We start from the raw sequence: 26,965 nt of genomic DNA, 5'->3' as shown, positions 1-26,965 counted from the left end.
ATTCACTCTCTCGCCACTCGCACGCGCAGTAGCTTTTGTCCACGCACACCAACCGGAGCGCCTCATGGCCAGAAAATCCAGTGATGCGAAACACCCGCGCGCACGTCCGGAACAGCGCAATGGCATGACTGCGCAGGAGCGCAGCGTGGCCGATACCACCGTCATTCCGGGCAAGCAGGCGTGGGACCCCGAAGATGCCTCGCTCGGCTTCGGCCCGCGTAGTTTCGATCCTGATCGGCGCACCGAACACCTGGGTTTGCGCGATCCGGAAGAACCGAGCCAGGGCCCTCTGCGTTTCGATGAAACCAATTACAGCGTGGAACGGCTTACGCTACCCGAAGGCGGCTACAACGAATACGCGGACGAAGTCGGCCCCGGCGACGAGGAAGGCGCACGCAGCGATCAAGCGCAGCGCTTGCAGTATCGCGATACCCAAAACGAGCTGCTGGGCGACCTGCCGCCCAGCGACATCAACCCCGCCTACGAACCCGATGATCCCGATCTCGGTTTCCGGCTCAGCGCAGAAGACCTGGAAACCTCGCCGGACGGTTATGTCGATCGCGACGCCGAAAAGGTCGCATGCTACCCCGGACCAGCCGCACGGCGCGGCAACCGCACCGACGAACGGATTCGCGAAGATGTTTACGGAGCGCTCGATAGCCGTGCCGACATCGATGCTCCCGACATCTCGCTGCACGTACATGATGGCGTGGTGATTATCGAAGGCGAGGTATCCGATGCGCTGGTGCGCCATCGCGTGGAGCAGTGCGTGGATAGCGTGGATGGCGTGAAGGACATCAACAATCGCCTGCACCTGGCGGCGCCGCAGCCGCGCAGGCCGTGGAGCGATGAATAAGCGCAACCATCGCGATCATCCTGGACAACGGTTACCTCTCTGTCTGCAGGGGTGGAAACGTGCCGTGGCCTGTCCGAAGCTGCATTCGCTCACGCCGGCTCATACGGCACATACTTCGGCTCCCACACGAACGCCTTGATGCGCCGCTCCGCTTCCGCTTCGTCGCACGCGGCAGCCACGCCATCGGCCTGCGCCCGCAAGGCCACCGCTTTGGCCACCGCAAAAGACACCTCGCGCAACTGATCCACCGGTGGCAGCAACGAAGCGGTCTTGTCCTTGGCCGTCGGCGACAACGCCGCCACCGCCTTCGCGGCGGCCATGAACATCGCATCCGTGACGCGCTTGGCGCCCACCGCGAGCACACCCAATCCCACGCCGGGAAACACATACGAATTGTTGGTTTGATCGATGTGCACGCTGCGCCCTTGCCATGGCACCGCTGCAAACGGGCTGCCGGTGCCGACCAAGGCGCGTCCATCGGTCCATTCGAGCAATTGCTGCGGCGTGGCTTCGCTGCGCGAGGTCGGGTTGGAGAGTGGGAAGATCACCGGGCGCGCCACGTTCTGCGCCATCATGCGAACGACGTCTTCCGCAAAAGCACCGGCCTGCCCGGATACGCCGATCAAGACCGTCGGCCTGGCATGGCGCATCACGTCCAGGAGGCCGATGCGGCCGGATGATTCGATGTTCCAGTCCTTCACGGCTTCGCGCGGTTGCACGAATGGCGCCTGCGCAGCGGTCAAGCCTTCCATGCCTTCGACCAGCAAGCCATTGCGGTCGACCAGGAAAAACGCCTTGCGCGCCTGCGCTTCGCTGACGCCGGCATCCACCACCGCGCGCAGCAACAAGGATGAAATGCCGCAACCGGCCGAACCGGCGCCGAGCACGGCGATGCGCTGCTCCTGCAACGGGATGCCGGTGACGTTGATGGCGGCCAGCAACGTGCCTGCGGCAATCGCGGCGGTGCCTTGGATATCGTCGTTGAAAGTGCACAGGCGATCGCGGTATTTCTGCAGCAGGCGACCGGCATTCGCACCGGCGAAATCCTCCCATTGCAGCAGCACGTCCGGCCAGCGCTCGATCACCGCGCTGACGAACTCCTCGACGAATTCATCGTATTGGGCGCCGACGATGCGCTCGTGCCGCCAACCGATGTACAGCGGGTTGGTCAGCCGTTCGCGATTGTGGGTGCCCACGTCCAGCAGGATCGGCAGCGTGAGTTCCGGATGGATGCCGGCGCACCCGGTATAGAGCGACAGCTTGCCGATGGGAATGCCCATGCCGCCCGCGCCCTGGTCGCCCAGGCCGAGAATGCGTTCGCCATCGCTCACCACGATCACGCGCACGCGGTCGAAGCGCGGATCGGCCAGGATCTCGCGGATGCGCGGCTTGTTGGGATAGCTCAGGAACAAGCCGCGTGGCTTGCGCCAGATCTCGCTGAAATGCTGGCAGCCCTCGCCCACCGTCGGCGTGTATACCAGCGGCAGCAATTCTTCCAGGTGATGCACCAGCACGTGATAGAACAGCGTCTCGTTGGTGTCCTGCAGATCGCGCAGAAAGGCATAGCGCTCGAAATCGGTACTGAAGGCCCGCAGGATCTTCAGCCGCCGCTCCGCCTGCTCGTCGATGGTGCCGACATGCGGCGGCAACAAGCCGTGCAGGCGAAACGTGTCGCGCTCACTGGCGGTAAACGCCATGCCCTTGTTCAACATCGGCTTGTTGATCAGGTCATAGCCGGTGAGGCTGGTCTTGATGACGGCCTGGATGGCGTCCTGATTCGGCATGTCGCGTGGCCTTTTCGTCGCTGGCCGTGAATTAGAACCCGCGCAGTGTTACAAAGTTGTCGCAAACGGTTCGGAGCAGGAAGGGTCCTTTCGCAGGCTCGCCAAGAACCACGCTGACATACTTCTAACAGGCGCCGGTATTGAATCCACTCATCCACAAGGAGGCATGCACATGAAGATGCAAAAGAACGGTATGGCAAGAACCTCGATAATGGCCGCGGCAGCTTTCGCGTGCTGCCTGGCCTGCGGCGCGCTATCCGCCCAGGACCTGGGCAACCTGGGCAGCAGCCTCAGCGGAAAACTCGGCGGCCTAGGCAATGCCGGCTCGTTGAGCTCCGGCAGCATGGGCAACGTGGCAGGGTTGCTGCAGTACTGCGTCAAGAACAACTACCTGGGCGGCAACACCGGCGCCTCGGGCCTCGCCAGCAAACTGCTGGGCAAGACCGATGGCGGCACCGGCAATGGCGACTACCAGAGCGGTCTTAGCGGCATTCTCAAGGGCAACAACGGGCATACCACCGACCTGTCCAGCGTGGGCGGCGGCAACAGCGACTTGAAGTCGAAGATCACCACCAAGGCCTGCGACGTGGTGTTGAAGCAGGGCAAGAATTTCCTCGGGCATTGAGGAAACGTGTGATGACCTCATGGCCGTCATTCCCTCTGCGCGGGAATGACGGCCTTCGTAGGCTGGAATGAAATCCCGGCATTTTTCCGCATGGCGGTCCTGGGATTTCATCCCAGCCTACATGGCTTTACTGCCGGATTTCGGCTTCCACCAGCTTGGCCAGCAATACCAGCGATTCCTGCCAGCCCAGGTAGCAAGCCTCGGCGGGAATCACCTCGGGAATCCCCTCCTGCACCACGGTCAATTCCGTGCCGCAAAACACGGCGCGCAACGAAATGGTCGTCTGCATCGTGCCCGGCAGGTTGGGGTCATCGAACACGCCGGTGTAGCGCAGCCGCTCGTTCGGCACCAGTTCCAGGTATTCGCCACCGAACGAATGACCGTCGCCGGTGGTGAAGTTGGTAAACGCCATCCGGTATTGCCCGCCTAACTTGGGTTCCAGCTTGTACACGCGGCCGGTGAACCCATTGGGCGGCAGCCACTTGGCCATGGCATCGGCATCGAGGAACGCGCGATAGACGCGGTCGGGCGTGGCGCGAAGCACGCGATGGAGACGAACGGTTTGGGTGGGCATGGTTTGGTCTCGGGTGCAGAGGAAACCCCTCTGCTCTGTATGACGAACGGCATGCGATGGATTCGACATGCCCAGTCTTGCTATTCCGCCAGCGGCTCCACCGGCACCTGCATGCCGCGCTTGATCGTGCCCAAGGTGACGCGGGTTTGATAGCGGCGGACGTTGGCGTTGTCGGCAAGCAATCGTTGCATCAAGGCTTCGAAATCCTCGACGTCGCGCGCCACGATGATCAATACGTAGTCCCCCGCCCCGGTGACGTACCACGCTTCCTGGATCATCGGTTCGGCGGCGATCCATTGCTTGAGGCTGGATAGCAGCTCGGGCCGTTCGCGCTCCACGTCCACGTCGACAATCAGCGTCAACGGACGGCCGACGCTCTTGGCATCGATCACGGCCACTTCGGCAGTGATCACGCTGTTCTCGCGCAATCGAGTGATGCGACGCTGCACTGCCGATGCGGAAAGCCCGATATCGGCGCCGATCAGCTCGGCGGCCCGACGCACGTCTTTTTGCAGGATGGTAAGGATGCGTCGGTCAAGCTTGTCCAGTTCGATGGGCATGTGCGCGATGGGATGCGTAAGTCGGGAAAAAAACGCGTTTGGCTGCTGATCGTCGCGGGCGGGCCGCGCGGGCAAACCCTAGCATAAGTCGCCATCACGGCTACTTCGGAAAGGGTACTTGCGCATGGTCCTGGATCGCGACATCGACGGTGTGCTTGACGCACGGCGCCACATCGATCGGGTTTTTCTGCGCTCGTCGCTGTTGACTGCCGCGGCGCTGGATGCTGCAACCGGCTGCCATGTGCTGGCGAAATCGGAGCTGGCCAATCCGATCGGTTGCTTCAAGGGACGCGGCGCGGATTTGTTCTGCGCCACCGCGCTGGCGCCGGGGGAATCGGTGGTCTGCGCTTCGGCTGGTAATTTTGGACAAGGGCTGGCCTATGCGGCGAACCGGCGTGGGCATGCATGCACGGTATTCGCCTCGATCCGGGCAAATCCGGTCAAGCTCGATGCCATGCGCCGCCTGGGGGCGGACGTTCGCCTCAGCGGCATGGATTTCGACGCAGCCAAAATCACCGCCCGCGAACATGCCACGCAAACCGGCCAACGCTGGGTGGAAGACGGCGCGGAACCGGCCATCGCAGATGGCGCCGGCACGCTTGCGCTGGAACTGCTCGATGCGGCGCCGTTCGACACGCTCGTGGTGCCGCTCGGCAACGGCGCCTTGCTGGATGGCGTTGGCCGGGTCATGCGCGCCCTGGCGCCACAGGTACGTGTCGTCGCCATTGTTGCGGCCAGCGCGCCGGCGATGAAGCTTTCGCTGGAAGCCGGAAGAGCCGTCGCCACCGAACACGCCCAGACCATCGCCGATGGCATTGCCGTGCGCGTGCCGATTGCCGCCACGCTGCCACGGCTGCGCAAATGTTGCGATGACATTGTCGCGGTGTCCGAGGCCGAACTGTTCGCGGCCATGCAAATGATCCACCGCACGCTCGGCATCGTGGTCGAGCCCGCGGGTGCTGCCGGTGTCGCCGCCATGCTGGCGGAACCGACGCGTTACGCAGGACAACGCATAGCCACGATTTTGACGGGTGGAAACATTGCGCCTGCCTTACGCGAACGTCTGCTCGCCGCCTGATTTGCTCCACCCGCTTCCATCACAACCTTCCTGTTCATGAAGCTTCTCTATCAAACGCACTCCCCTTATGCCCGCAAAGCGCTGGTCGCCGCCCATGAAATGGGCCTGGCCGATCGCTTGCAAGTGGTGCACCACGAAACCAGTCCGCTCGCGCGTAACGATGATGTCTTCGCGCTCAATCCGTTGGGGAAAGTGCCTGTGCTGATTGGCGACGATGGCGAAGTGATCTTCGACTCGTGCGTGATCTGCGAATACCTGGATGCCTTGCACGATGGCGCCAAGCTGATTCCCTCCGATCCCGAACGTCGTTATCGCGCACTGCGCCATCAAGCCATTGCCACGGGCACCGCCGATGCTGGCATCGCGGTGCGCTGGGAAACCGAACGCAGGCCGGAAGCCGTGCGCTGGGCACCGCTGCGTAACGGGCAGCTGCAGAAGATCATCGCTGCCTGCGATTTTCTCGAAGCTCATCTTGATCATAGGAAAGCGATCGATATCGGCGATATCGCACTGGCAACGGCGCTGAGCTGGATTGAGTTCCGCGGCGTGTACGCATTTCAGCAGGCACGGCCGCGGCTCTCCTCCTGGTACACGCAGTTCTGCGCGCGGCCGTCGATGTTGGCGACCACGTTGCATGGCAATACCGTGGATACCGATGCAGGGAGCCGATAGTGGCGAAGCCGTGGATTGATTGGTTGTTTCTGCGCGGCCACGTTGTGCCCGCGAAACTGGCTTGGCGGCTTGACGAAACACCTACCGCGCAAGGTCATTCCAGCAACGCCAAAGGTCCGTCTTGTTTGCTTAAGGCAGCACTGATCAAGTATCGCCGTCGTCATGATGTCTGGAAGCTCGCGGGGTGTGTCGCGTGGCGCCGGGAAGACTGGCCGTCTTGCCAAGCCGCGCGGCGCAGCCTGCGGGCCTTCCAGACATCACCCCATCACTTTGAATTCAACCTGTTGGGGCCAGCCCTGTCTGTCCGCATGCCGCAGGTCCCCGTCTCGACGATGCGCCAGTCTGCCTTCGCCGGCGGCCCTGTGGCCTGCGGACAGACAGGGCTGGTGACGACGGCGATACTTGATCAGTGTTGCCTTAATCCATACAAGGCGCTGCCCACGCTTCGCCTGTGCATGGGCATTGGCGATGGCGGTATGCGCAAGAAATAAAATCTGAAGTGTGCGCTTCGCTCGTTCAGAGCGAATCGTCATTCCGGCGAAGGCCGGAATGACGATTCGCGACGAAACACCTCATAGGTTGGGGTGAGGCAAAGCAGAACCCCCACAATGGCGTGCAGCCATCGGCAATATTGCAATCAATCGGACACTTCGATCGCGTCGACCCGATCCGGATAAAAAGCCACATACTCCTTGATCTGCGCCACCGCATCATGCGGATGTTCATACGTCCACACGGCATTGTTCGCCCGCTCACCGCCGGCGGGAATGCTGTAGTAAGAACAGTTGCCCTTATACGGGCAATAAGTGGCGTGGTCGGTGCGCTTCAGCAACGACATATCCACATCCATGCGTGGAACGTATTGCACCGCCGGGTAATTCGCTTCCTGCAGCGTCAGCGCGTGGCGTGTGTCGGCGATGATGCGACCGCCTGCTTTCACCACAATGTGCTGCTGATGGGGCGTGATGGTGATGGGATGGTCCGGTCCGGGCAGCTTGACCGGGCGAGAGCCCATATCGGATTGCGTCATGGTCGCGTCTCCTTGGGGATATTCAGGGAGCGATATGGGCGGTTGTCCACATATCCAAGTGGCCACGCGCAGGCTGGGATGAAATCCCAGCATCATGAGCAGTACGAAGCTGGGATTTTCATCCAGACTACGTCCCTACTCGCCAGGGTGGTAGACCCGCTCCACATGCCCCTTCAACTCCTCGGGCCAGAAATACACCTGCCTGAGATTGCCGGTGGTGTAGCGCTCCGCTTCGTCATTGAAATGCGGCGAATCCGGATGGCCGCTTTCGCCGCCGGCCGTGATCGCACGCGCATGCACCTTGTCGCCGAACTCCACCACCGCCACGAAACTGTTGCCGCTGGTGCCGTAATAACGCTTGGTGCCGGGCCAGCGATGCGCGCCGAAGGATGCGAGCGAACCCCAGCGCGATGAGGTGAACGGCACGGGGATGCTGGGTTTGCCGTCGTCGAAATGCGGTGCGATATCGCCGTTGACGCGCTGGAAGCGGTTCACGTCGCCCCACGGAATGCCCCAGCTGCCGAAATCCTTCACCAGGCGATCGGAGGCGTCGGCCAATGCTTGCAGCCTTGCTTGCGGCCCGGCCTTCTCGGCCATCATGTCGTACATCGACAGGCCTTCGGCGTTATCGGCCTTGTCCATCTTGTCCCACAGCGTATCGCCCCAGAACACGGCCAGCGTGGTGGGCATGGAGGCAATGCCCCAGCGATAGTCCCAATGCCGCAGCATGGCGATCTGGCCGGCGAGTTTCTGCTTGAGCGGATCGCTGGCCGGCAGTGCGTCGCAATCGTGCACAAGGATGGGAATCTGCCGCGCGAATTCAGGCAGGTAGGAATCGAATGCGAGCGTGATCAGCGAGGCCATGGTGAAGCCCTGCCGGTTGGTCAACAGCATGGTGGCGTGCACGCCCCGCGGGTTTTCGCCGACGGTGTCCATGTAGCGCGGGTAGTCGTTGCGCTTGGGGCTATAAGGGCCGGCGGCGGAATACGGCCAGTCGTTGGTGTTCATCACCCAGCCGTTGGGCGGGTCGTATACGTGCGGCAGATCGGTGAGTGCCACCAGGCCTTGCCAATCCGTGGCCGGGTTGCTGCCATCGACCGGCTTGGTGTAATCGAAGCGATCGTCGCGCTTGGGAATGAATTGCGGATGCAGATACGCGATCTCGCCCTTGTCATCCGCGAAGATGGTGTTGTTGGATGAGTTGGCTTGCAATGACGCCACTTTCATGTAGCTGGCGTAATCGCTGGCCTTGGTGCGCAGCCAGCTTTGCTCGAGCGCTTGCAGCGGCTTGTTCATCAGGGCGATGGCAATCCACTTGCCGTCTTTCTCGCGCACGATCGGGCCATGATGCGTGGCGTAGACGGTGAAGCTGCGTTGCGCCATCGAACCGTCGTTGCGACGATAAGGCACGCTGATCTGGCGTACGGCGACCGGTCGCAGTTCGCTGCCGTAGCGATAAAACAGCTTGCCATCCTTGTGCACGATGGTTTCGGCGAATTCATCCACCGCGTCGGCAGTGGTGGAGGTATGCATCCAGCCAATGTGCGGATTGAAACCCTGGTAGATAAAGAACTGGCCCCACGTCACGGCGCCGTACGCATCGAGCCCTGCATCGCTCGACATCTGCAGCTCGGAGCGGAAATAGAACGAGGTGTGCGGATTGATCCACAGCAATGCATGGCCGTCGACAGTGAGCTTGGGTGCGATGGCGATGCCGTTGGAACCGGTCGGCTCCACCCAGCTCGACGGCGTATCGGCGAAGGCAACCTTCTCGCCGTCGCGGCCGTAGAAGGCCTGCAGTTGCTTGAGCGATACGCGCTCGATATCGCCACCAATGCTGCCCTCGCTGAAGCTCAAGGCCATCCACGGCTCGAAATGCTTGATCACGCGCGGATGCACGCCCGGATGGGTGGCGAGGTATTCGTTCAAGCCGTCGGCCCATGCATTCATCAACGCCTTCAGCCATGCCGGACTACCGGCGTATTGGCGTTGCAGTTCCGCAGGATCGATAAAGAGCTTTTGCCGCAGGTCGCTCCAGAGGGCCGATTCGCCCTCGGCCTCGGCCAGGCGGCCGAGTGAATTGAGGTAATTGGTTTCCACGCGGTTGAAGTCGTCTTCGGCTTGCGCGTAGGCCATGCCGAAGACCGCATCGGCGTCGGTCTTGCCATGGACGTGGGCGATGCCCCAGTCGTCGCGCGTGATGGTGACGGCCTGGGCTTCGCGTTGCCAACGGGCGGATTCGTCATCCGCATGGGCGGTGGCAACAAGGCCGAGCGAGAGGGAGATGGCTGCTGCAAAGGCGCCGCGTCTCAGGCGCAGGGTCGCTGTGGCACCATGGTGTTGCATCGCATCGTAACCTCGCCGACGGGGATCGCGGCATGGTAGCGAGTGTGGCGGGCCGGAGTAAGTTGACCTTTGGCCCATGCGGTAGCGACGGAGGCTGGGATGAAAATCCCAGCATCGCCATGCTCATCCAATGGGGATCGCATCCAGGCTTACGAAATTGCGTCCCGCCTTCGCGGGAGCGTCGGGCACGAGGACTGCGAAACACTCACCGCGCCGGCATGCGCTCGAATGCCGGCATGCCATCCGGAATCTGGTGGAAGCTCTGCTTGTCGCAGGTATAGATGGCCATTTGCGGTGCGCCGAACTGGCGCGGGTCGTCGAGCGTGCCGACCTTCAGGATCACCATCGGCATATCCGGACGCCGCGTGACCAGGTGCGTGCCGCAGTCCGGGCAGAATTCGCGCGTGACCGGTTGTTCCAGGTCTGCGCGCGTGAAGGTCTTGGGTGCGCCCTTGGTGTAATGAAAACCGGCCTGGGGCAACACCAGGAACATCTGCGGCGCGCCGCCACTGATGTACTGGCATTCACGGCAATGGCATTGGCCTTTCATCATCGGCTCGCCTTCCGCCTTGTAGCGCACCGAACCGCAATAGCATCCGCCTTCGAACGTCATGATGTTTTCTCGATCTGGCTTGAGGGGAATGCGCAGTGTAGTGCACGCGCGCAGACCGGATGGATAGTTCGAGCCAAGCCGAAGCATCCATCGATTCAACGCTCATTGTGCGACGGCTGCGGTTCAACACGCTCCGGCCTGGCCAGCGCGTGCTCGGCGCGCTGGCGTTCGCGCCGCATGACGCCGGCTCTTTCCACCAGATCGCGAAACGATTCGTCGGCATCGGGATGGCTGGTGGCTTCGCCGACGCTGAAACGCGTCTTGTACGAGCCACCTGCCGCATTCAATGCCTCCATCGCCTCGCCCATGCGCATCAGGGCGATCACGCCGCCGGTGTTTTCGTCCTTGGTGACCACCGCGAATTCGTCGCCGGCGATACGCGCAATGATGTCCGCCGGCTCGAAGCTTTCGCGCAACATGCGCGCCATATCCTGGATCAGGTGCGCGCTGGCTTCGTGCCCGTACGCGTCGCTGATGTCCTTGACGCCATCGACGTGAAACACCAGCACTGTCAGCACGCTACGGCTGCGCTGCGCTTCGCGGAATGCCTGCTCGCCGAGCAATTCGAAACCGCGGCAGTTGAACACGCTGGTGGGCTGATCCGTCAACGACAGCTCGCGCAGTTCTTTCTCAAGCGTATTGATGCGGCGCCCCATCAGCGAGACCAGCGCAGCCAGGGCAGCCGCCATCACCGCCATGGCCAAGCCCACGGCCACCGGTGGCGAAAGCCAGCCCGCGCTGGCCATGGCGGTACCGGCGAGCATCAACACAAACGGCAACAGCAATGCAAAGGGCATCACCTGGCGCACCAGCCGGCTGCCAAGCCCACTCCCGGACAGCACGAAGAAATAGCCATGCTGCATGCGCCAGATGATCAAGGCGCCAGCCAGCAGCAGCATGCACAGCAAGGTGTGCGGCGAGGTGCGCGTGGCCAGGCTTTGCCCGAACAGCTGCACCGCCCTGAAGCAGTAGCCGGAAAAAATGATCAGGGCGTGCAAGCTCAGCAGTATGGTCAAGATCGCCACCGCCATCCCGTAGACCGGATGCCGCAACGTGGCAAGCAACAGGCTCAATGCGAACAGCAGCAGATAAAGCGCCGTCTGCACCGACATCACGCCAGGCTCGGCATTGCCGGGATCAGCCACGATCAACGTGTCGAATCCCATGAAGTCTCCACTGAGATGCTCGTACAGCGGCACCACCGCCAGCAGCAGCACCAACAGCGCTAGCGCGCGGCCACACCCCAAGCGCCGTGGCGATGGTGTCGCGGAGAGCAACGCAAGGCTCACCGCGCTCAGCAGCATGCCCGCGGCGGTATCGAACTTCATCAGATCCCAGCCGTGCGGATAGCCGGGGCGCAGATCCTTGAAGATCCACGCAAGCAGAATGAGAAAAGCAAGCAGCGCTGCAACGGCCAAGCAAGCGCTTTGCACGACAGCCAGGCGTTTAAGAAGAACAGCGTCGGACTGGTTCGTTGGCAGGACGATCAAGTCGTGTATGTTCATGGGCATGGCCCTGGCAGTGTGCGGTGACCCAGCTGGAACGCTCGAACCGACGCGGCCCTAGAACACTGCTTTCTTCCCCGTGAGGCCGCCGCCGTAGCATACATCCACGAAGGATGGGCCGGATGGTGTGCAAGTCGTGGAATATGGCGGCGCCATGTGAAGGTTTTGTGCAGGAAAAATCAGCTGAATCTCGCCGTGTGCGCCATGACGGTTGGGTTATGCGTGCAGCTTGAAGTCATTCCAGCGAAAGCTCACTAGTGTCCGGCACGGCTTTGCGAATCCGCAGCAAGACATGGATATGACGCAGTTTAGTGTTCATCTACCGAGGGCAAGACTCAAAATCGCCGTATCCCATAGGGCCGTCATTCCCGCGAAAGCGGGAATCCATTTTGCTCTGGTATATCCCTGAAATGGATTCCCGCTTTCGCGGGAATGACGGCCCTATGGGTTACCGCAGACGTACATGGGGCCACGCAAATTCCTGCCCGACAGCAGTGAGCGAAAGCTGGAATGCCGAGCAAGAGTTTCCGGCGATTGAAAACCGATCACGGCTGCGACAGCGCCGTTGCGTGATAGGCGACGTGCTCGCCGATAAAACTCGCAATGAAGTAATAGCTGTGGTCATACCCGGTCCGCATGCGCAGCTCGAGCGGATGCCCCGCGGCCTTGGCAGCTTCCTGCAACAAGCGCGGCTGCAGTTGCGTCGACAGGAATTCATCCGCATCGCCCTGGTCGATCAGCAGCGGCAGTTTTTCGTTGGCGGTCTTCACCAGTTCGGTAGCGTCGTACGCGCGCCAGGTTTCGCGATCGCTGCCAAGGTAGGCGGTAAAGGCTTTTTCGCCCCAGGGCACACGCGACGGCGAAACGATGGGCGAAAACGCCGAGACGCTGCTGTAGCGTCCAGGATTCTTCAACGCAACGACCAACGCGCCATGGCCACCCATCGAGTGACCGCTGATGGCGCGCTTTTTCGTCACCGGGAAATGCTGCTCGACCAAGGCGGGCAATTCGTGCGCCACGTAGTCGTACATGCGGAAGTGCTGCGACCAGGGCGCTACCGTTGCATTGACGTAGAAGCCGGCGCCCTGCCCCAGGTCGTATGCATCATCGTTCGCCACCTGCTCGCCGCGTGGACTGGTATCGCAGGCGACGATGGCCAGGCCGTGCTCGGCGGCATAACGCTGCGCGCCGGCCTTGGTGATGAAATTCTGTTCGGTGCAGGTAAGGCCGGACAGCCAGTACAGCACCGGCACCTTCCCTTCAGCAGCATGCGGCGGCAAGTAGATGGCGAAACGCATCTCGCCATCCACCGCCTTGGAGCGATGGCGGTGCACTTCCTGCCAGCCGCCGAAACAAGCGTGACGTTCGATGCGTTCCATGGTGAAGGCCCTCGGAGTAGATGACACTGCTTTTAGCCCTCCCACGGGGAGAAGGGCGTTTTGCGTCAGAAGTAAATGACAGTGCGGATCGACTTGCCTTCGTGCATCAAGTCGAACGCTTCGTTGATCTGCTCCAATGGCAGGCGATGCGTGATGAACGGATCGAGCCGGATCTCGCCGCGCATGGCCTGCTGCACCATGCCCGGCAACTGGCTGCGTCCTTTCACGCCACCGAACGCGCTGCCGCGCCACACGCGGCCGGTGACCAACTGGAACGGGCGCGTGCGGATTTCCTTGCCCGCGCCGGCCACGCCAATGATGATGCTTTCGCCCCAGCCTTTGTGGCAGCACTCCAGCGCAGCGCGCATCACGTCCACATTGCCGATGCATTCGAAGCTGTAGTCCACGCCGCCGTCGGTCATCGTCACGATCACGTCCTGGATCGGCTTGTCGTGATCCTTGGGATTGATGCAATCGGTGGCGCCCATCTCCCGCGCCAGCGCGAATTTGTCGGCGTTGATATCCACGGCGATGATGCGCGAGGCCTTCGCCTGCACCGCGCCCTGGATCACTGCCAGGCCAATGCCGCCGAGGCCGAACACCGCCACCGTCGCGCCCGCTTCCACCTTGGCGGTGTTGTGCACCGCGCCGATGCCGGTGGTGACGCCGCAACCGAGCAGGCACACCTTGTCCAGCGGCGCCTGCGTGTCGATCTTTGCCAGCGAGATTTCCGGCACCACGGTGTATTCGCTGAAGGTGCTGGTGCCCATGTAGTGGTAGATGGGCTGGCCCCGGTAAGAGAAACGCGTGGTGCCGTCCGGCATCAGCCCTTTGCCCTGCGTGGCTCGCACCGCCTGGCACAGGTTGGTCTTGCCGGAAAGGCAGAATTTGCACTTGCCGCACTCGGCCGTGTAGAGCGGAATCACATGGTCGCCCGGCTGCAGCGTGGTCACGCCCTCGCCCACTTCCACCACGATGCCGCCGCCTTCGTGGCCCAGCACGGCGGGAAAAATGCCTTCGGGATCATCGCCAGACAGCGTGAAGGCGTCCGTATGGCAGACGCCGGTGTGCGTGATCTTCACCAGCACTTCGCCGGCCTTGGGCGGCGCGACGTCGATCTCGACGATTTCCAAGGGTTTGCCGGCGGCGAAGGCGACGGCTGCGCGGGATTTCATGCTGTTGCTCCTGCAGATCGAAAGAATGCTCTGGATTATCGTTGATGCCTGTCGGCGACCGGAATACACAAAGCTCCGTGCAGGAAATGGCCGTGCCCCGCCACGGGAAAGTGGCTATTGGGAGCGCGACGCCGACAGGTGCATGATCGCAAGCAAGCCGGTAGAGGTTATGGAGAGGGCCATGACGTTACGCTGCGGCACGTGGGCAAAAGGCATGCTTTGGCTTGCTGCGGGTGCCACTACGGCCCTGCACGCGCAATCGGTTGCCGAATGGAACGCAGAGCAGGCGGCGGCCGAAGCGAAAGCGGACAAGATCATGGTCGAGGCCGCGCACCAGAAAGGCCTGCTCAGCCAGTACATGGCCATGCGCGAGGCTTATGCCCGCGACAATTCCACCGCCTTCCACATGATCTTCGGCCAATACATCAGCTGGTACCTGAGTTTCCTTGGCGAGTATCCGCTGGCGACGCAAGCCTTTTTTATCGCGCAACCAGCGCAGCCCGTGGACAATCCTTCCCCCCTCGGCGGTGGCTACACGGCGCGCCCGGCGCTGGACGCCATTCCCGAATTTGCCGGCCATTACCAGATCGTGCTGCTCAACGAAGCGCATAACGTGGCGATGACGCGCAGCCTTACCGTGGCGTTGCTGAGCCGGCTTTATCAGCAAGGCTTTCGCTACTTTGCCGCCGAAACGCTGTCGTCGAAAGATACGGGGTTGCAGGCGCGCGGCTATCCCATCGAAGACAGCGGCTTCTACACGCAAGAGCCGGTGTACGCGGAAATGGTGCGCACAGCGCTCAAGCTCGGTTACAAGGTGATTGCGTACGAAGCCGCACCGAATGCCGCCACGCCCGACCAGCGCGAGACCGAACAGGCGCGCCATCTGTACGAGAGCGTGTTCAAGCAGGATCCGCGCGCGCGCCTGGTAGTCAACGCCGGCTACGAACACATCGTCAAATCGGGCGTCTATCTGGGTGGCCAATCCATGGCCGAACATTTGTACAAGCTTACCGGCCTGCCGATGCTTGCCATCGACCAGACCACCATGTATCCGCGCCCGTCCGGCCAGGGCGATCATCCCTACTACAAGGCGGTGATGGACCAGTTGCATCCGAAGGCGCCCATCGTCTTCGCCGATGCGAACGGCAAGCCATGGTCGCTGCGTCCGGCCTACGACGTCACCGTGTTCTTTCCACCGGAAAAACTGGAGCATGGGCGGCCCACCTGGTTGAGCCTGTGGGGTTTGCGCCAGCCACGCCTGATCAGTGCGGACGGTTGCCACGGCCACTACGCCTGCCTGGTCGAGGCGCGCTATAGCAACGAAGGGCCCGATGCCATTCCGGCCGACCGCATGCTGCTGGATACACCCGCGCCGCTCGCCGTTTCCATTTCGGGCCTGAAGGCGTACGGCAATACGCAAGCCGTGCCATCCGGCACTTTGTATCTGCGGCCAGGAAGTTATCAACTGAGCTTCGTGGTGGGCCCGTACAAAGTGCTGCACCGGGCGACGATCACCGTACCGTAAGCAAGCTTCCAGCGACACGAAGGGGGTCTCCGTGCGGCGACAAGCTGACATCGCCACTCAATATATCCCTGGCGATATTGGGTAATACGCTAAAGCACAAGCAACCCCACCCCAACCCTCCCCTACTGTCGTAGGGGAGGGAGCCGATCGCTGCCATTTGCAACTGCCAGCCATGTGAGCCGTTCTGCAAAACTTGTCCGCTAGAATCGACGTGTTTTTGCCCAGCCTCCGGTGAATCATGCGCCAACTGCTCGCCCTAGCCTTCGCCTTAGCCATCGCTTCCATCCAACCCGCCCACGCCCAGGGATCCCACAACGATGGCACCGCTGCTACGCACGGCCCGATCGTGGTGTTGATCACCATCGACGGCTTTCCCGCCCGTGCCCTGCAAGACCCGCGCTTGCCGATGCCCACGCTGCGCAAGCTGATGCACGATGGCGCCTATGCGCAGGCCATGCAGCCGATCAATCCTTCGGTGACCTGGCCCAATCACACCACGCTGATCACTGGCGTCAACGCCAGCGGGCATCACGTGATGGCCAATGGCCTGATCACTTTTCCGCCGGATGGCAGCGTGCCGGAAGTGAAGCCGTGGACGCCGAAGGATCAACTCGTGCACGCCCGCACGTTGTATGACGCATTGGCGGAAAAAGGCATGAGCACGGGTCAGGTGGATTGGGTGGCGATCTACGGCGCGAAAAACGTGCAATGGGCCTTTGCCGAACAGCCTGATGCAGACGGCCCGATTGCGCAGGATCTTGTCGCACAGGGGCTCGTGACCAAGCAGCAGGTAGCAAGCTTCGGCGACGACAGCACGCCGGCATGGCGCGATGAAATATGGACGGATGCCGCCATCGACATCCTCGTCCATCACACGCCCAATCTCCTGCTGTTCCATCTGCTGCAAACCGATACGCTGCAACACGAATACGGCGCATTGTCACCGGCTGCCTATGCGGCTTATGCATATGCGGATACGCGCATGGCGAAGTTGATCGACGCGGCGCGCAAGGCCGGCCTGCTGGATCGCATCACCTTCGTCATTGCCTCCGACCACGGTTTTACCGATTACACGCATGCCGTCCATCCAAACGTCGAACTGGTGCGGGCAGGCTATCTGCATCAGGAAAAAGGCAGTTATCGCGGTGACGTGTGGATTCAGCCGGAAGGCGGCGAAGCATCGCTGTATATCCGTGACAGCGCCAAGCGGGCCGAGCTGTTGCCGAAACTGAAAGCCGATTTCGAGAAAGTGCCGGGCGTAGCTGCGATCTACACCGCCAACGACGCGAATCAGCTGGGCCTTCCCGTGCCGGGCTCCACCGACCAGGCGCCTGATTTGTATCTCATCGCCAAGGCCGGCTATTCCTTCACGGACGGCACCGCGGAGCCGCTGGTGACGGATTTCGAGAACGCGCGCGGCGCGCACGGCTACCTCAATACCAATCCCGACATGCAGGCGCTGTTCGTGGCGTCTGGAGCGCATGTAAAACATGGCGTGAGCTTGGGCGCCATCAGCAATTTGCGCGTGGCGCCGACGATTGCCAAGTTGCTTGGTGTGTCATTGCCGGCAGCCAAGCAAGCGCCTCTCGCCGACATGCTGCAATGAATATCGCGCGCTGAGACCTGCGCTACAGATTTGCTTCCAAAGGTCGAACACATTAAAAGCAAGTGCAAGGGGCGTATCATTCCCGTGTTTTTCTCCGTCAAACCCGGCCACGGCCGGGTTGGCATGGCAGAGAGCGTGTCGCGAGACGGCACGCTCCTCATCTTGGTAGTTTATGCAGATCAAAAATCTTTTCCCCCGCGCCGTCGCTGCCGCTTGCGCCCTCGGTATCGGCCTGACCGGCTTTGCCAGCACCGCGCGAGCCATCGACATCCCTGCTCCCGCCGGCTGGCAGTTGCAATGGGGCGACAATTTCGCCGGCGCCGCAGGCTCCCTTCCCTCGTCCACCAACTGGCGCATCGATACGGGACACGGCTACCCGAACGGGCCGGTCAACTGGGGCACCTCGGAAATCGAGAACTACACCAGCGATCCGGCCAACATCCATTTGGACGGCCAAGGCCATCTGGTCATCACGCCGCAACGCGACGCGGCCGGGCAGTGGACCTCCGGCCGCGTGGAAACCGTGCGTGACGACTTTGCCGCCCCCGATGGCGGCCAGCTGCGCATGGAGGCACGCATCCAGATGCCGGACGTGACCGGCCCGCGCGCACTCGGCTATTGGCCCGCATTCTGGGCGTTGGGCAGTGACTACCGCACCACCATGGCATGGCCCAAGTCCGGCGAGTTCGACATCATGGAAAGCGTCAATGGACTGGATGCGGTGTGGGGCATCCTGCACTGCGGCGTGAATCCCGGGGGTCCGTGCGGCGAACCGATCGGCATTGGCGCCCGCCTGCCCTGCCCGCACGAGGCCTGCACGGCCGGCCCGCACACTTTCACGTTCGAGTGGGATCGCAGCGTGACGCCGGAACGGCTGCGCTGGTTCGTGGACGACCAGCTCATCAACCAGGTTGCCGAGAACCAGCTTTCCGCCGATACCTGGCGCCAACTCACCGGCGAGCACGGGTATTTCATGCTGCTGGACGTCGCGATGGGCGGCGGCTTCTCGTTCGTGATGGCCGGCTGGAAACCCACGCCGACGCCGGAAACAGAGCCAGGGCACTCGATGGTGGTGGATTACGTCGCCGTCTGGACCAAGCCTGGCACCGGCAAGAAAACCCCGCAACCGGTGCAGCCGGAGATGTCGGCGGACGCGAAGAAGCTGGCGCGGAAGGCGGCGGCGAAAAGCTGATGCGGTCCTTCCTGCTCGTCATTCCGGAGTGAGCATCCGGCATTACCTCTGCTCACCCAAAGCGCCGAGCCGCCTTCCAAAACACCGCCCAAGGCATGCGCGGCGCGCCACACACGAAAATGTCCGGATGATCCCGGCTCTCTTCGTTCTGCATGCCATACGGATGGCTGATGTGGCCGGCCAAACGGCAGCCGGTGAGGTAATGCTCCGCCCAGGCGCGCGATGAGCCCAGCACGATCAGCGTCGTGGGCGGCGGCACGGGATAGCCGCGCAGCCATGCTGAATTGGTGAGGCTGATCGGCGCGGGCAGGCGGTAACGTGGCCCAAGGATTTCCATGGCGCCCTGCTCGCCATAGTTGCCCACCAGCACGCCGACATGCGCCTGTTGTTTGGGCGGCAATGCATCGCGAATGTTCGCAACGGTCTGCACGATATCTTCCCAACCTAGCTCTTCGCGCAAGTCGCCGTTGTAGTGGAGCGCAAAACGCATCAACGGCCCGTTGGCCGAGAGCGGAAGAATCGCCGCGGCAGCACCAAGCCCATAGCCCGAAAACCCGACGAAGAAAACCCCGGCAAGCACCCGTCGCAAACGTCGCGGCGGCGACGCCAGCCAGCGCAACACCAGCACCGCGCCCATGGCAAACAGCATCGGATACGCGGCGCCCAGGTAGTAACCCCGTCCCTGCCCGAGTACCAACAGCGCGAGCGGCACCAGATACATCCATGCAAGCAGACGATAGCGGCGCTCTTGCAGGTAACCATACAGACCGGCCAGCCACAGCGGCAGCGTGAACGGGTTCGTGCACCTCGTCACCTGATGGAAAAAGAAGTCGTTGGCGCGCCCTTCGGCCACGTCACGCGCGTGAATGGCCTGGAGAAAACGCCAGTAAACAAAATCGTGCCGCACCTGCCAGATGAGGTTGGGCAGAAAGATCAGCAGCGCAAGCGCGATGCCTGCCCAAAGCCACACGCTGCGAAAATAGCGGCGCGGCGACGTAAACAGCAGCCCGGCGAGGATCCCGGCCGCAAGAAAGAAAATGGTGTACTTGGTCTGCGCGCCCGCACCGATAGCCGCGCCAACAGCCAGCCACCAGCGCGGGTTTTCCGTCGCTAGCAGGCGTATGACGAAATAAGCCGCCAGCACCCACCACAAGTAATCAAAGCTGGTGTATTGGAATTCCGTGCCTTCGAACAAGGGCAGCGGCGAAAGCGCCACGATAATCGCCGCCATCAACTGCGCCTTGCGTCCGCCGCCGAGCTCGCGCGCCATCAAGCCCGATACCACCACCACGATGGCCTGCGCGATCACGGAAAATAGACGCAGGCCCGGCAGCCACAGACCGAACAGCAACAACCCGATGCGCTCGATGAAAGGCGTAAACGGCGGATACGGCACAAAGCCCCAATCCAGATGCAGCGCGTCGCTCAGCACCTGCCATTCATCGCGATGAAAACCGAAGCGCACGTTGGTAAGCACGTGAACGAGTCCGACCACGCCAGCGCATAGCAGCAACCATGCGACGTCAGACCCAGCGCTTTCCTCCAAAACCAGGGCTTCCTGCTTAGGAACGGCAATAAACTGCATATACTCTCGCTACTGGCCTCCCCATAGGGGAGGCCAGTATGGTCCGACAAGGCGATGCATGCCGAGGTGAAAACTCTAGCGTGCAAGCTGTGCTTTAAGAAAACCCGAATCAGTATCGCCGTCGTCCCTAGAAGGTTCGCAGGGTAGATGGCAGTTATATGAATCGCCAGTGATGCTCAACGGTGTCGCCTAAGTCAACAGTTCTTCGGTTATTACTCGGAATCGCATTTCACGACACGAAACTTGCGCTGTTTGACCAATGCCTACCACAAAAACATCCCAAGGCGATCGGCTGTAATGATGCAAAAAAAACACCGCCACAAGTGGCGATGTTTTTTTAAATGAAGCAATTCGCACATCCTTGCAAAAATCAGAAATTCCACATAAATGTCAATACTTCATCATTTTGTGGACAAGCGCATCCGCATCTTTAAATAAAATACTATTAAAATTTAAAACGACTGGAGCCAATTAATCAACACCTTGTTGCTGAACTATTTCCTGACCGCCACCTTGTAACGGATAACTAGAAAACATTACTTTTCCATTGCAAACACCAACACCATACGCATTGGCAACAACTCCAAAAACTGGCGCGCCATTATTTAAAGATCCCATCCCAGGGCCAAATATGGCGGTGGTAGCCGGGATTTCCGCGCAACTTCTCAAACCAGTGTAATATTCGATAAAACCTATACTTTCACCAGACAAATATCCCAATGCCGCAGGAGTCGACCAAGATCCGATTTTCGTAACAATACCCGTTTTAGTATCTTTTACGTATCCTTCCCAGACATTTTCCGCCGATGTTCCGCTGACCAGAGTGGCAGTGAAGTCATACGTAGTACCTAGCGAGAACGGTACCTTAACGGTGTTGCACGTTATTCCATTACCATAGTCAGCACCTTCGCTACAATGGGCCCGGTCAATTACACGAGCACCCTCGCCAAAGTAAGAAAAAATCAAGAGCGCCTCGCCATTACCCTGTGGTTGTATACCATAGTAATACGCTTCGTTTTTTGCAGTATGATTTTTGAAATAGATGTATTGCGAATAATACATAGCCCTATCCACAGGGCCGCTCAACACTGTAATGGGATATGTTAATTCAGTAAAACCGTTTAATCCGCCTGACATACCGCCGACGAAATTTGTTATGTGCACCCCATATTGCACTGAAGAAAATCCAGCTTGCGCGACACCTGCCATTGCAAATGTTGATGCGATAATGCTTAACTTAGTTAACCTCTTCATGTTTATGTCCTTTAAAATTTTTTGAGTAACCGGCGTTGTCGCTTTTCCTGTACACGAGCCGATAACAGCACCATACTCGCGCACGAAGACAGTTTCGCCAAAGTCTCTGCGCTTGCGTATCGTCATCATTCGTTTCTATGGGTCAGCTTCTTCTCATTCAGAAGAAGTCAACATCGCGTAGACTTGTACGTCATGCCTACGTCGCAGATAAGCATTTTCAATATGCCGCCTTTCGATGTGATATGAGCGACTTCCCACGCGCCGTACCGTTTGTATGCGGCCGAGCAACGCTCTACCCACCACGGAAACGCCCTTACGAGCGCATCGACCGCCGCCTGGTGCCTGCTCATGTCATGCAAACATGTTTATCCCTATTTTGGACGTGCAAAACGTAGACGTCCAAATACATCCTATGTTTGATCACGCCTTACCGTCATCCGGCGAAGGCCCGGAATAATGGCGGCGCACGATCAAGCCTCATGGAAAGTCGTGTAAATTCCCAGCCTAAGAATTACATTTGCTTTCGCCGCTGCGCCACATCATCCGGCGTGACGGTGCCCTGCTTGTTGCCGAAATGCCCGATCACGTAATTGCTCAGCTCGGCAATTTCCGTATCCGAATAGGCATCGCCGAAGCTCGGCATGAAGACACTTGCACTCATGCCGCTCAAGCTGGAGCCGTGCAGCAGGATCTGTGTCACGTTGGTGCCGCGCACATCGTTGACGCCGCGCGAACCAAGCAATGACGCATACGGCGTCTGCTGCCCCTTGCCGTTCCACTGGTGGCAACTGGCGCAAGCGCCTTCGAACAGCTTGACGCCCTGCGCATCGGCGTGTGCTTCGCTGCCGGGCGCATAGTCGCTGGACGCCAAGGCGGGAGCAGGCCTGGTATCGATCGCAATCGCGTCCGTGCCGGCACGCGCCGGCACGTTGCGCAAATAGGCAACCAACGCACTCGCATCCGCCGGTTGCAGGAAACGCAGGCTGTTTTCCACCGCCTCGGCCATCGGGCCGGACGCGGAACCATGGCCATCGGCATGACCGGTGGTGAGGTAGCCGACAAGATCGCCATCGCTCCACCCACCGATACCATGCACCAGATCGGGGGTGATGTTGTAAGCGCGCCAGCCTTGCAACACCGAACCCGCCAAGTCGTTTTTGTGATCCAGGGCGAAGGCGAAATTCCTGGGCGTATGGCATTCCGCGCAATGTCCCAGCGCCGTGGCGAGATACTTGCCGCTGTTCCACTGCGTCGATTGCGAGGCATCCGGCTGGAAGCGCTGGCTCTTGAAGAAGCCGGCGTTCCAGAAGCCCATCACCCAACGCTGGTTGTACGGGAAAGAAAGATCGTTGGCGCGGTTCGGCTGCGAGATCTTCGGCAGGCTGAAAAGGTACGCCTTGATCGCCAGCACGTCACTACGGCTCAGCAACGTATACGAGGTATAGGGAAACGCCGGATACAGATGCTCGCCGTGCTTGCCGATGCCATCGTGCAGCGCGCGCACGAACTCATCATCGCTCCAGCTGCCGATACCGGTCGCTTCATCCGCCGTGATGTTGGACGAGTAGATGGTGCCGAACGGCAAGCGGAACGAGACGCCGCCGGCAAACGCTTTTCCGGAACCCGGCACGGTGTGGCATGCAGTGCAATCGGCCATCTTGGCGAGGTATTCGCCGCGCGCCAGCACATCGGCCGACGGCGGTGCGCCGGCCATGGCAGGCGAGGTACCTACGGAACTGTCGGAGCGGTTCAAATACAGGTACACGCCCGTGCCGATCAGCAGCAGGATCACGATAACGAGCAGGAAGCGTTTCATGTGGTCTCCCTCCTCTCATGCACGGCGGTGGATGCGACGGACTTGAGCGCACCCGGGCTTTGCACCAGCAGGCTGCGATCCACCGGCAGCTTGTAGAGTCGTACGCCGGTAGCGGCAAAGATGGCGTTGGCCAGCGCGGGCGCGGCAATGGCGGTGCCGACTTCGCCCATGCCCCCCGGCGCTTCGGCATTGACCACGCGATGCACTTCCACCAGCGGCGTTTCGTTGATGCGCAGCACGCGATAGTTGTTGAAGTTGCTTTGCTCGACCGCACCGTGCTTGATGGTAAGCCCGCTGTACAACGCCGCGCTCAGTCCGAACAGCACGCCGCCTTGTACTTGCGCCTCGATCGAACTGGTGTTGACGGCAATGCCGACGTCGATCGCCGCGACCACCTTGCGCAAACGCACCTCGCCCTGCGGCGTGACTTCCGCTTCCACGATCACGCACACATGGCTGCCGAATGGATCGCCCAACGCGATGCCGCGGCCGACACGTGCCGGCAAGGTCTGGCTACCCCAGCCGATTTTCTCGGCAGCGAGATTCAACACACCCAGCGCGCGCGGATTTTTCTGCAACAGCGCGCGACGGAAGGCGAGCGGATCCTGCTTGGCATGATGAGCCAGTTCGTCGATGAAACTTTCCACCACGAACAAGTTGTGCGTCGGCCCCACGCCACGCCACCAGCCGACGATAAAGCCGGGCGGCATGTCGTGGCGGATCCATTCCACGTGCGCCTTGGGAATGTCGTAGGGCGTTTGCACCACGCATTCGACCGCATCGCTGTCCAGGCCATCCTTGCCCATCGCGCCCGGCGCAAACCGCGCCAGCACCGAGCCGCCGCTGGTGCGATAGCCGTACCAGATGGGACGGCCACTGGCATCGAGCACGGCCGAGATCACGTCGTGATACATCGGCCGCATGTGATCCTGGCCAATGTCTTCTTCGCGCGTCCACACCACTTTCAGCGGATACGGCACCTGCTTGGCAAACGCTACCGCCTGCTCCACCCAATCGGTTTCCAGCCGGCGCCCGAAGCCGCCGCCCAGATACTGGTTGTGAAACACGATTTTCTCGATCGGCAGGCCGGTGATCCTGGCCGCCTCCTGCGCCGCGCGCATCGGCACCTGCGTGCCGGTCCAGATCTCGCATTGATCGTGCGTGACGTGCACGGTGCAGTTCATCGGTTCCATCGTGGCGTGCGCGAGCATCGGCGAGGAATATTCCGATTGCACCAGCGTGCCTTGCGGACGTTCGCCGTCATCGCGCGCCACGATGCCCTTGCCGTTGCGTGCGCTGTCGGCGATGGCCTCCTGCAATTGCTGCGTGGTGAGGTTGGCGTTGACGCCGCGGTCCCACTCGATCACGAGCGCTTCCATGCCTTTCTTCGCCGCCCAGAAATGCTCGCCCACCACCGCGACGGCGTTGTCCAGGCGCAGCACGCCCACCACGCCGGGCAGTCTGCGCGCGGCCTTGTCGTCGACGGACACCAGCTTGCCGGCGAAGGTCGGGCATGCCTTCACCGTAGCCACCTTCATGCCCGGCACGCGCACGTCGAGGCCGAATTGCGTGGAGCCTTTGACTTTGTCCGCGGCATCCACGCGCCGAATCGGTTTGCCGATCAGCTTGAAATCCTTGGGATCGGTGAGCTGCACCTTGTCGGGCATCGGCAGCCGTCCGGCGACGTCCGCCAATTCGTTGAAGGTGGCGCTGCGCCCGGATGGCGGGTGATGCACCACGCCGCGATCCACCGTGCAGCTGGCAGGATCCACGTGCCATTTCACCGCCGCCGCGCTCACCAGCATGCTGCGCGCCACGGCGCCCGCTTCGCGCAATACCGACCAGGTACCACGCGTGCTGGTGGAACCGCCGGTGATCTGTCCGCCCAGTGCGGGTATGCCGTAAAGATCATCGCTGGGTGGCGAGTGCTCCACCTTGATCTGGTCCAGGCCCACCCCGAGTTCCTCGGCCAGCAGCATGCTGCACCCGGTATAGATGCCCTGCCCCATTTCCACGCTGGGCATCACCAGGCGTACCGGGCCTTCGCTGTCGATGCGGATGAAGGCATTGGGTGCGAACGGCGGATTGCCGTCGGCCATGGCCGCGGCGGTATCGGCCGGCTGCCGGCGCGCGCTCATCATAGCCGACGCCGCGCCAGTGCCGCCCAGCCATAGGAAGGCGATCGCCAGGCCGCTGGATTTCAGCACGCTGCGGCGTTGCAGGTCGATGTTGTCCATGGGTTCCGGCGCAAGGGATTCGGCGCTCATGACGCGGCTCCTTCCGGCGTGCTGCCGATCGTCTGCAGGATCTCGATCTTGCCGGTGGCGGCCTGCTTGATCGCCGCACGAATGCGCACATAGGTGGCGCAGCGGCAAAGGTTGCCGGACATGGCGGCGTCGATATCGTCGTCGGAAGGATTGGGCGTATGCGCCAGCAGCGCGGCCGCCGACATGATCTGGCCGGATTGGCAATAGCCGCATTGCACCACGTCGACATCCAGCCACGCCTGCTGGATCTTCTGCCCGGCAGGCGTGTTGCCCACCGCTTCGATGGTGGTGATGGCGCGGTTGCCGATGGCGCCCACCGGCAGCACGCACGAGCGCACCGCCTGCCCATCCAGATGCACCGTGCATGCGCCGCATTGCGCGATACCGCAACCGAACTTGGTGCCGGTCAGGCCGATGACGTCGCGCAACACCCACAGCAGCGGCATGTCATCGGGTACGTCGACCGGGTAAGACTGACCGTTGACGGACAAGGACACCATGAAAGCCTCCGTACTGCATCAGGAGCGGCGTGTATTGTCTAAAACTGCAGCGTTTGCCTAAAACGCGCACGCCTGCAAAGCACGCAACCGAAAACGACCTGTTCAACACCGCCGACGTGATAACGGTTGCCGGCAACCCCACGACAGGATGGCATCGAACGGCAAAGGCGTGACACCATCACGGTCATCTATTCTGCTCCTTTTGTCTGTCGACGGCAAAGATGAATTCAGCCCACGAGCTAAGCACCTTGATTGCGGCATTGCGTGATCTGCATGGCGAAGCCGCGCCGAAAGCAGCGCTTGCCACGCTCACGCGAACACGCGGCTCCACCTTTCGGCGCGCCGGTACGCGCATGCTGGTATTGGGCGATGGCCGTGTCGTGTGCGAGCTTTCCGGCGGCTGCCCGCAACGCGATATCGTGGCGCGCGCCCTGGAAGTCATCGACAGCGGCGAGCCGAAACTGGTCCGCTACAACGCGGAATCAGGCCTGGACGTGCTGATCGAAATGGGCTGTGGCGGCGAACTGGAGGTCCTGATCGAACCGCTGCTGGCGATGCACGATATGGATTTCATCGACACGCTTGCACGCTGCCTCGATCTGCGGCGCACGCTGCACATGGCCACGCTGTTTGTCGCCAATGGCAAAACAGTATTGCCGCGCAGGCTGGTATGGAACGGCCACGGCGTGGCCTACGATGGCATCGGCGATGCGGCGCTGGTGCAAGCCATCATGGCGCACGCGCCGGCTTCTGCATGGCGGCGCGCAGGCACGGCGAGCCTGCCTTCTGCGCAAGGCATGGCCGAGGTGTTGCTGGAAGCGATCGCGCCACCGCATGCCTTGGTGGTGATCGGCAGCAGCGCCGCGGCGCGTGCATTGCTGCCCCTGGCGAGTGCATTGGGATGGCGTACCACGCTGGTGGACTATGATCCCGCCCGGCTGCGTGCCAGCGATCTGCCGGCGGGTTTGCATACGGCGTGTGCCACGCCGCAGCAGCTTATGGATGCCATAGCGCTCGATAGCC

Annotated in this window: 23 protein-coding genes; 9 read left to right on the top strand and 14 right to left on the bottom strand. The window is 61.4% G+C overall.

Going from position 1 to position 26,965, the window contains the following annotated elements; all coding sequences use genetic code 11:
* The first annotated feature begins 64 nt into the window (after positions 1-64).
* Positions 65-856, top strand: coding sequence for a BON domain-containing protein (locus tag V7M64_RS00115; protein WP_333676156.1), 792 nt, complete (start codon positions 65-67; stop codon positions 854-856).
* Positions 857-945: 89 nt separating this feature from the next.
* Here the strand turns inward: V7M64_RS00115 and V7M64_RS00110 are convergent, their stop codons facing one another.
* Positions 946-2,640 carry an NAD-dependent malic enzyme gene (locus V7M64_RS00110; protein ID WP_333676154.1) on the bottom strand — a complete coding sequence of 565 codons (1,695 nt, stop codon included), beginning with the start codon at positions 2,638-2,640 and terminating at the stop codon, positions 946-948.
* A gap of 172 nt (positions 2,641-2,812) precedes the next feature.
* On the opposite strand from V7M64_RS00110, the gene V7M64_RS00105 reads away from it, so the two are divergent.
* The gene (locus V7M64_RS00105; protein ID WP_333676152.1) at positions 2,813-3,265 is read left to right on the top strand and encodes a DUF2501 domain-containing protein; all 453 of its coding nucleotides are present in this window, start codon (positions 2,813-2,815) and stop codon (positions 3,263-3,265) included.
* 127 nt (positions 3,266-3,392) lie between these two features.
* On the opposite strand, the gene V7M64_RS00100 is transcribed toward V7M64_RS00105, so the two are convergent.
* Both V7M64_RS00100 and V7M64_RS00095 read right to left on the bottom strand, forming a co-directional pair.
* Positions 3,393-3,839, bottom strand: coding sequence for an SRPBCC family protein (locus V7M64_RS00100; RefSeq protein ID WP_333676151.1), 447 nt, complete (start codon positions 3,837-3,839; stop codon positions 3,393-3,395).
* An 80-nt stretch (positions 3,840-3,919) separates the two neighbouring features.
* Positions 3,920-4,399: an Lrp/AsnC family transcriptional regulator gene (locus V7M64_RS00095; protein WP_333676150.1), complete on the bottom strand. Its 480-nt coding sequence runs from the start codon at positions 4,397-4,399 to the stop codon at positions 3,920-3,922.
* A 124-nt stretch (positions 4,400-4,523) separates the two neighbouring features.
* Between V7M64_RS00095 and V7M64_RS00090 the strand changes: the two genes are divergently transcribed.
* The 3 genes from V7M64_RS00090 to V7M64_RS00080 are packed head-to-tail and all read left to right on the top strand — an operon-like array spanning position 4,524 to position 6,640.
* On the top strand, positions 4,524-5,477 hold the full coding sequence (locus tag V7M64_RS00090; RefSeq protein ID WP_333676148.1) for a pyridoxal-phosphate dependent enzyme: 954 nt from the start codon (positions 4,524-4,526) through the stop codon (positions 5,475-5,477).
* A 36-nt stretch (positions 5,478-5,513) separates the two neighbouring features.
* A complete protein-coding gene (locus tag V7M64_RS00085) occupies positions 5,514-6,149 on the top strand; it encodes a glutathione S-transferase family protein (RefSeq protein WP_333676146.1) in 636 nt (211 codons plus the stop codon).
* Positions 6,149-6,640, top strand: a complete 492-nt coding sequence (locus tag V7M64_RS00080) for a hypothetical protein (protein ID WP_333676144.1) — start codon at positions 6,149-6,151, stop codon at positions 6,638-6,640. Before V7M64_RS00085 ends, V7M64_RS00080 begins: the two co-directional genes overlap by 1 nt.
* A 146-nt stretch (positions 6,641-6,786) precedes the next feature.
* Here the strand turns inward: V7M64_RS00080 and V7M64_RS00075 are convergent, their stop codons facing one another.
* From V7M64_RS00075 to V7M64_RS00050, 6 genes are all read right to left on the bottom strand, one after another.
* The gene (locus V7M64_RS00075; RefSeq protein ID WP_333676143.1) at positions 6,787-7,179 is read right to left on the bottom strand and encodes a DUF427 domain-containing protein; all 393 of its coding nucleotides are present in this window, start codon (positions 7,177-7,179) and stop codon (positions 6,787-6,789) included.
* 135 nt (positions 7,180-7,314) lie between these two features.
* Positions 7,315-9,525 carry a penicillin acylase family protein gene (locus V7M64_RS00070; RefSeq protein ID WP_333676142.1) on the bottom strand — a complete coding sequence of 737 codons (2,211 nt, stop codon included), beginning with the start codon at positions 9,523-9,525 and terminating at the stop codon, positions 7,315-7,317.
* A 205-nt stretch (positions 9,526-9,730) separates the two neighbouring features.
* Entirely contained in the window at positions 9,731-10,138 is a 408-nt protein-coding gene (locus V7M64_RS00065) for a GFA family protein (RefSeq protein ID WP_333676141.1), read from the bottom strand.
* Between the two features lie 95 nt (positions 10,139-10,233).
* Positions 10,234-11,643 carry a GGDEF domain-containing protein gene (locus tag V7M64_RS00060; protein ID WP_333676139.1) on the bottom strand — a complete coding sequence of 470 codons (1,410 nt, stop codon included), beginning with the start codon at positions 11,641-11,643 and terminating at the stop codon, positions 10,234-10,236.
* A 545-nt stretch (positions 11,644-12,188) separates the two neighbouring features.
* Positions 12,189-13,022, bottom strand: a complete 834-nt coding sequence (gene fghA / locus V7M64_RS00055; RefSeq protein ID WP_333676138.1) for an S-formylglutathione hydrolase — start codon at positions 13,020-13,022, stop codon at positions 12,189-12,191.
* Positions 13,023-13,087: 65 nt separating this feature from the next.
* On the bottom strand, positions 13,088-14,197 hold the full coding sequence (locus V7M64_RS00050; protein ID WP_333676137.1) for an S-(hydroxymethyl)glutathione dehydrogenase/class III alcohol dehydrogenase: 1,110 nt from the start codon (positions 14,195-14,197) through the stop codon (positions 13,088-13,090).
* 181 nt (positions 14,198-14,378) lie between these two features.
* Here V7M64_RS00050 and V7M64_RS00045 point away from each other — a divergent pair, with 181 nt between their 5' ends.
* The 3 genes from V7M64_RS00045 to V7M64_RS00035 all read left to right on the top strand — a co-directional run bounded on the left by V7M64_RS00045 (position 14,379) and on the right by V7M64_RS00035 (position 18,520).
* Complete coding sequence (locus V7M64_RS00045) at positions 14,379-15,722, top strand: hypothetical protein (RefSeq protein ID WP_333676136.1); 1,344 nt, start codon at positions 14,379-14,381, stop codon at positions 15,720-15,722.
* A 238-nt stretch (positions 15,723-15,960) separates the two neighbouring features.
* Positions 15,961-17,328, top strand: coding sequence for an ectonucleotide pyrophosphatase/phosphodiesterase (locus tag V7M64_RS00040; protein ID WP_333676135.1), 1,368 nt, complete (start codon positions 15,961-15,963; stop codon positions 17,326-17,328).
* Between the two features lie 172 nt (positions 17,329-17,500).
* Positions 17,501-18,520 carry a glycoside hydrolase family 16 protein gene (locus tag V7M64_RS00035; RefSeq protein WP_333676134.1) on the top strand — a complete coding sequence of 340 codons (1,020 nt, stop codon included), beginning with the start codon at positions 17,501-17,503 and terminating at the stop codon, positions 18,518-18,520.
* A gap of 52 nt (positions 18,521-18,572) precedes the next feature.
* Here V7M64_RS00035 and V7M64_RS00030 read toward each other — a convergent pair whose 3' ends face one another.
* The 5 genes from V7M64_RS00030 to V7M64_RS00010 all read right to left on the bottom strand — a co-directional run bounded on the left by V7M64_RS00030 (position 18,573) and on the right by V7M64_RS00010 (position 25,942).
* Positions 18,573-20,105, bottom strand: coding sequence for a glycosyltransferase family 39 protein (locus V7M64_RS00030; RefSeq protein ID WP_333676133.1), 1,533 nt, complete (start codon positions 20,103-20,105; stop codon positions 18,573-18,575).
* Between the two features lie 471 nt (positions 20,106-20,576).
* A complete protein-coding gene (locus V7M64_RS00025; protein ID WP_333676132.1) occupies positions 20,577-21,485 on the bottom strand; it encodes a hypothetical protein in 909 nt (302 codons plus the stop codon).
* A 385-nt stretch (positions 21,486-21,870) separates the two neighbouring features.
* Positions 21,871-23,175 (bottom strand): cytochrome c, encoded by a 1,305-nt coding sequence (locus V7M64_RS00020; RefSeq protein ID WP_333676131.1) that lies wholly within the window; start codon positions 23,173-23,175, stop codon positions 21,871-21,873.
* Positions 23,172-25,442: a molybdopterin cofactor-binding domain-containing protein gene (locus V7M64_RS00015; RefSeq protein WP_333676130.1), complete on the bottom strand. Its 2,271-nt coding sequence runs from the start codon at positions 25,440-25,442 to the stop codon at positions 23,172-23,174. Before V7M64_RS00015 ends, V7M64_RS00020 begins: the two co-directional genes overlap by 4 nt.
* A complete protein-coding gene (locus tag V7M64_RS00010) occupies positions 25,439-25,942 on the bottom strand; it encodes a (2Fe-2S)-binding protein (RefSeq protein WP_333676129.1) in 504 nt (167 codons plus the stop codon). The genes V7M64_RS00015 and V7M64_RS00010 overlap by 4 nt, the downstream gene beginning before the upstream one ends.
* 221 nt (positions 25,943-26,163) lie before the next feature.
* On the opposite strand from V7M64_RS00010, the gene V7M64_RS00005 reads away from it, so the two are divergent.
* On the top strand, positions 26,164-26,965 hold an 802-nt coding region (locus tag V7M64_RS00005; protein WP_333676128.1), incomplete at its 3' end, for an XdhC family protein.

This window comes from Dyella sp., assembly GCF_036746095.1.
Classification (GTDB): Bacteria; Pseudomonadota; Gammaproteobacteria; order Xanthomonadales; family Rhodanobacteraceae; genus Dyella_B.
The sequence above is the reverse complement of the archived record's forward strand: the minus strand, read 5'-3'. Positions and strand labels throughout refer to the sequence as shown.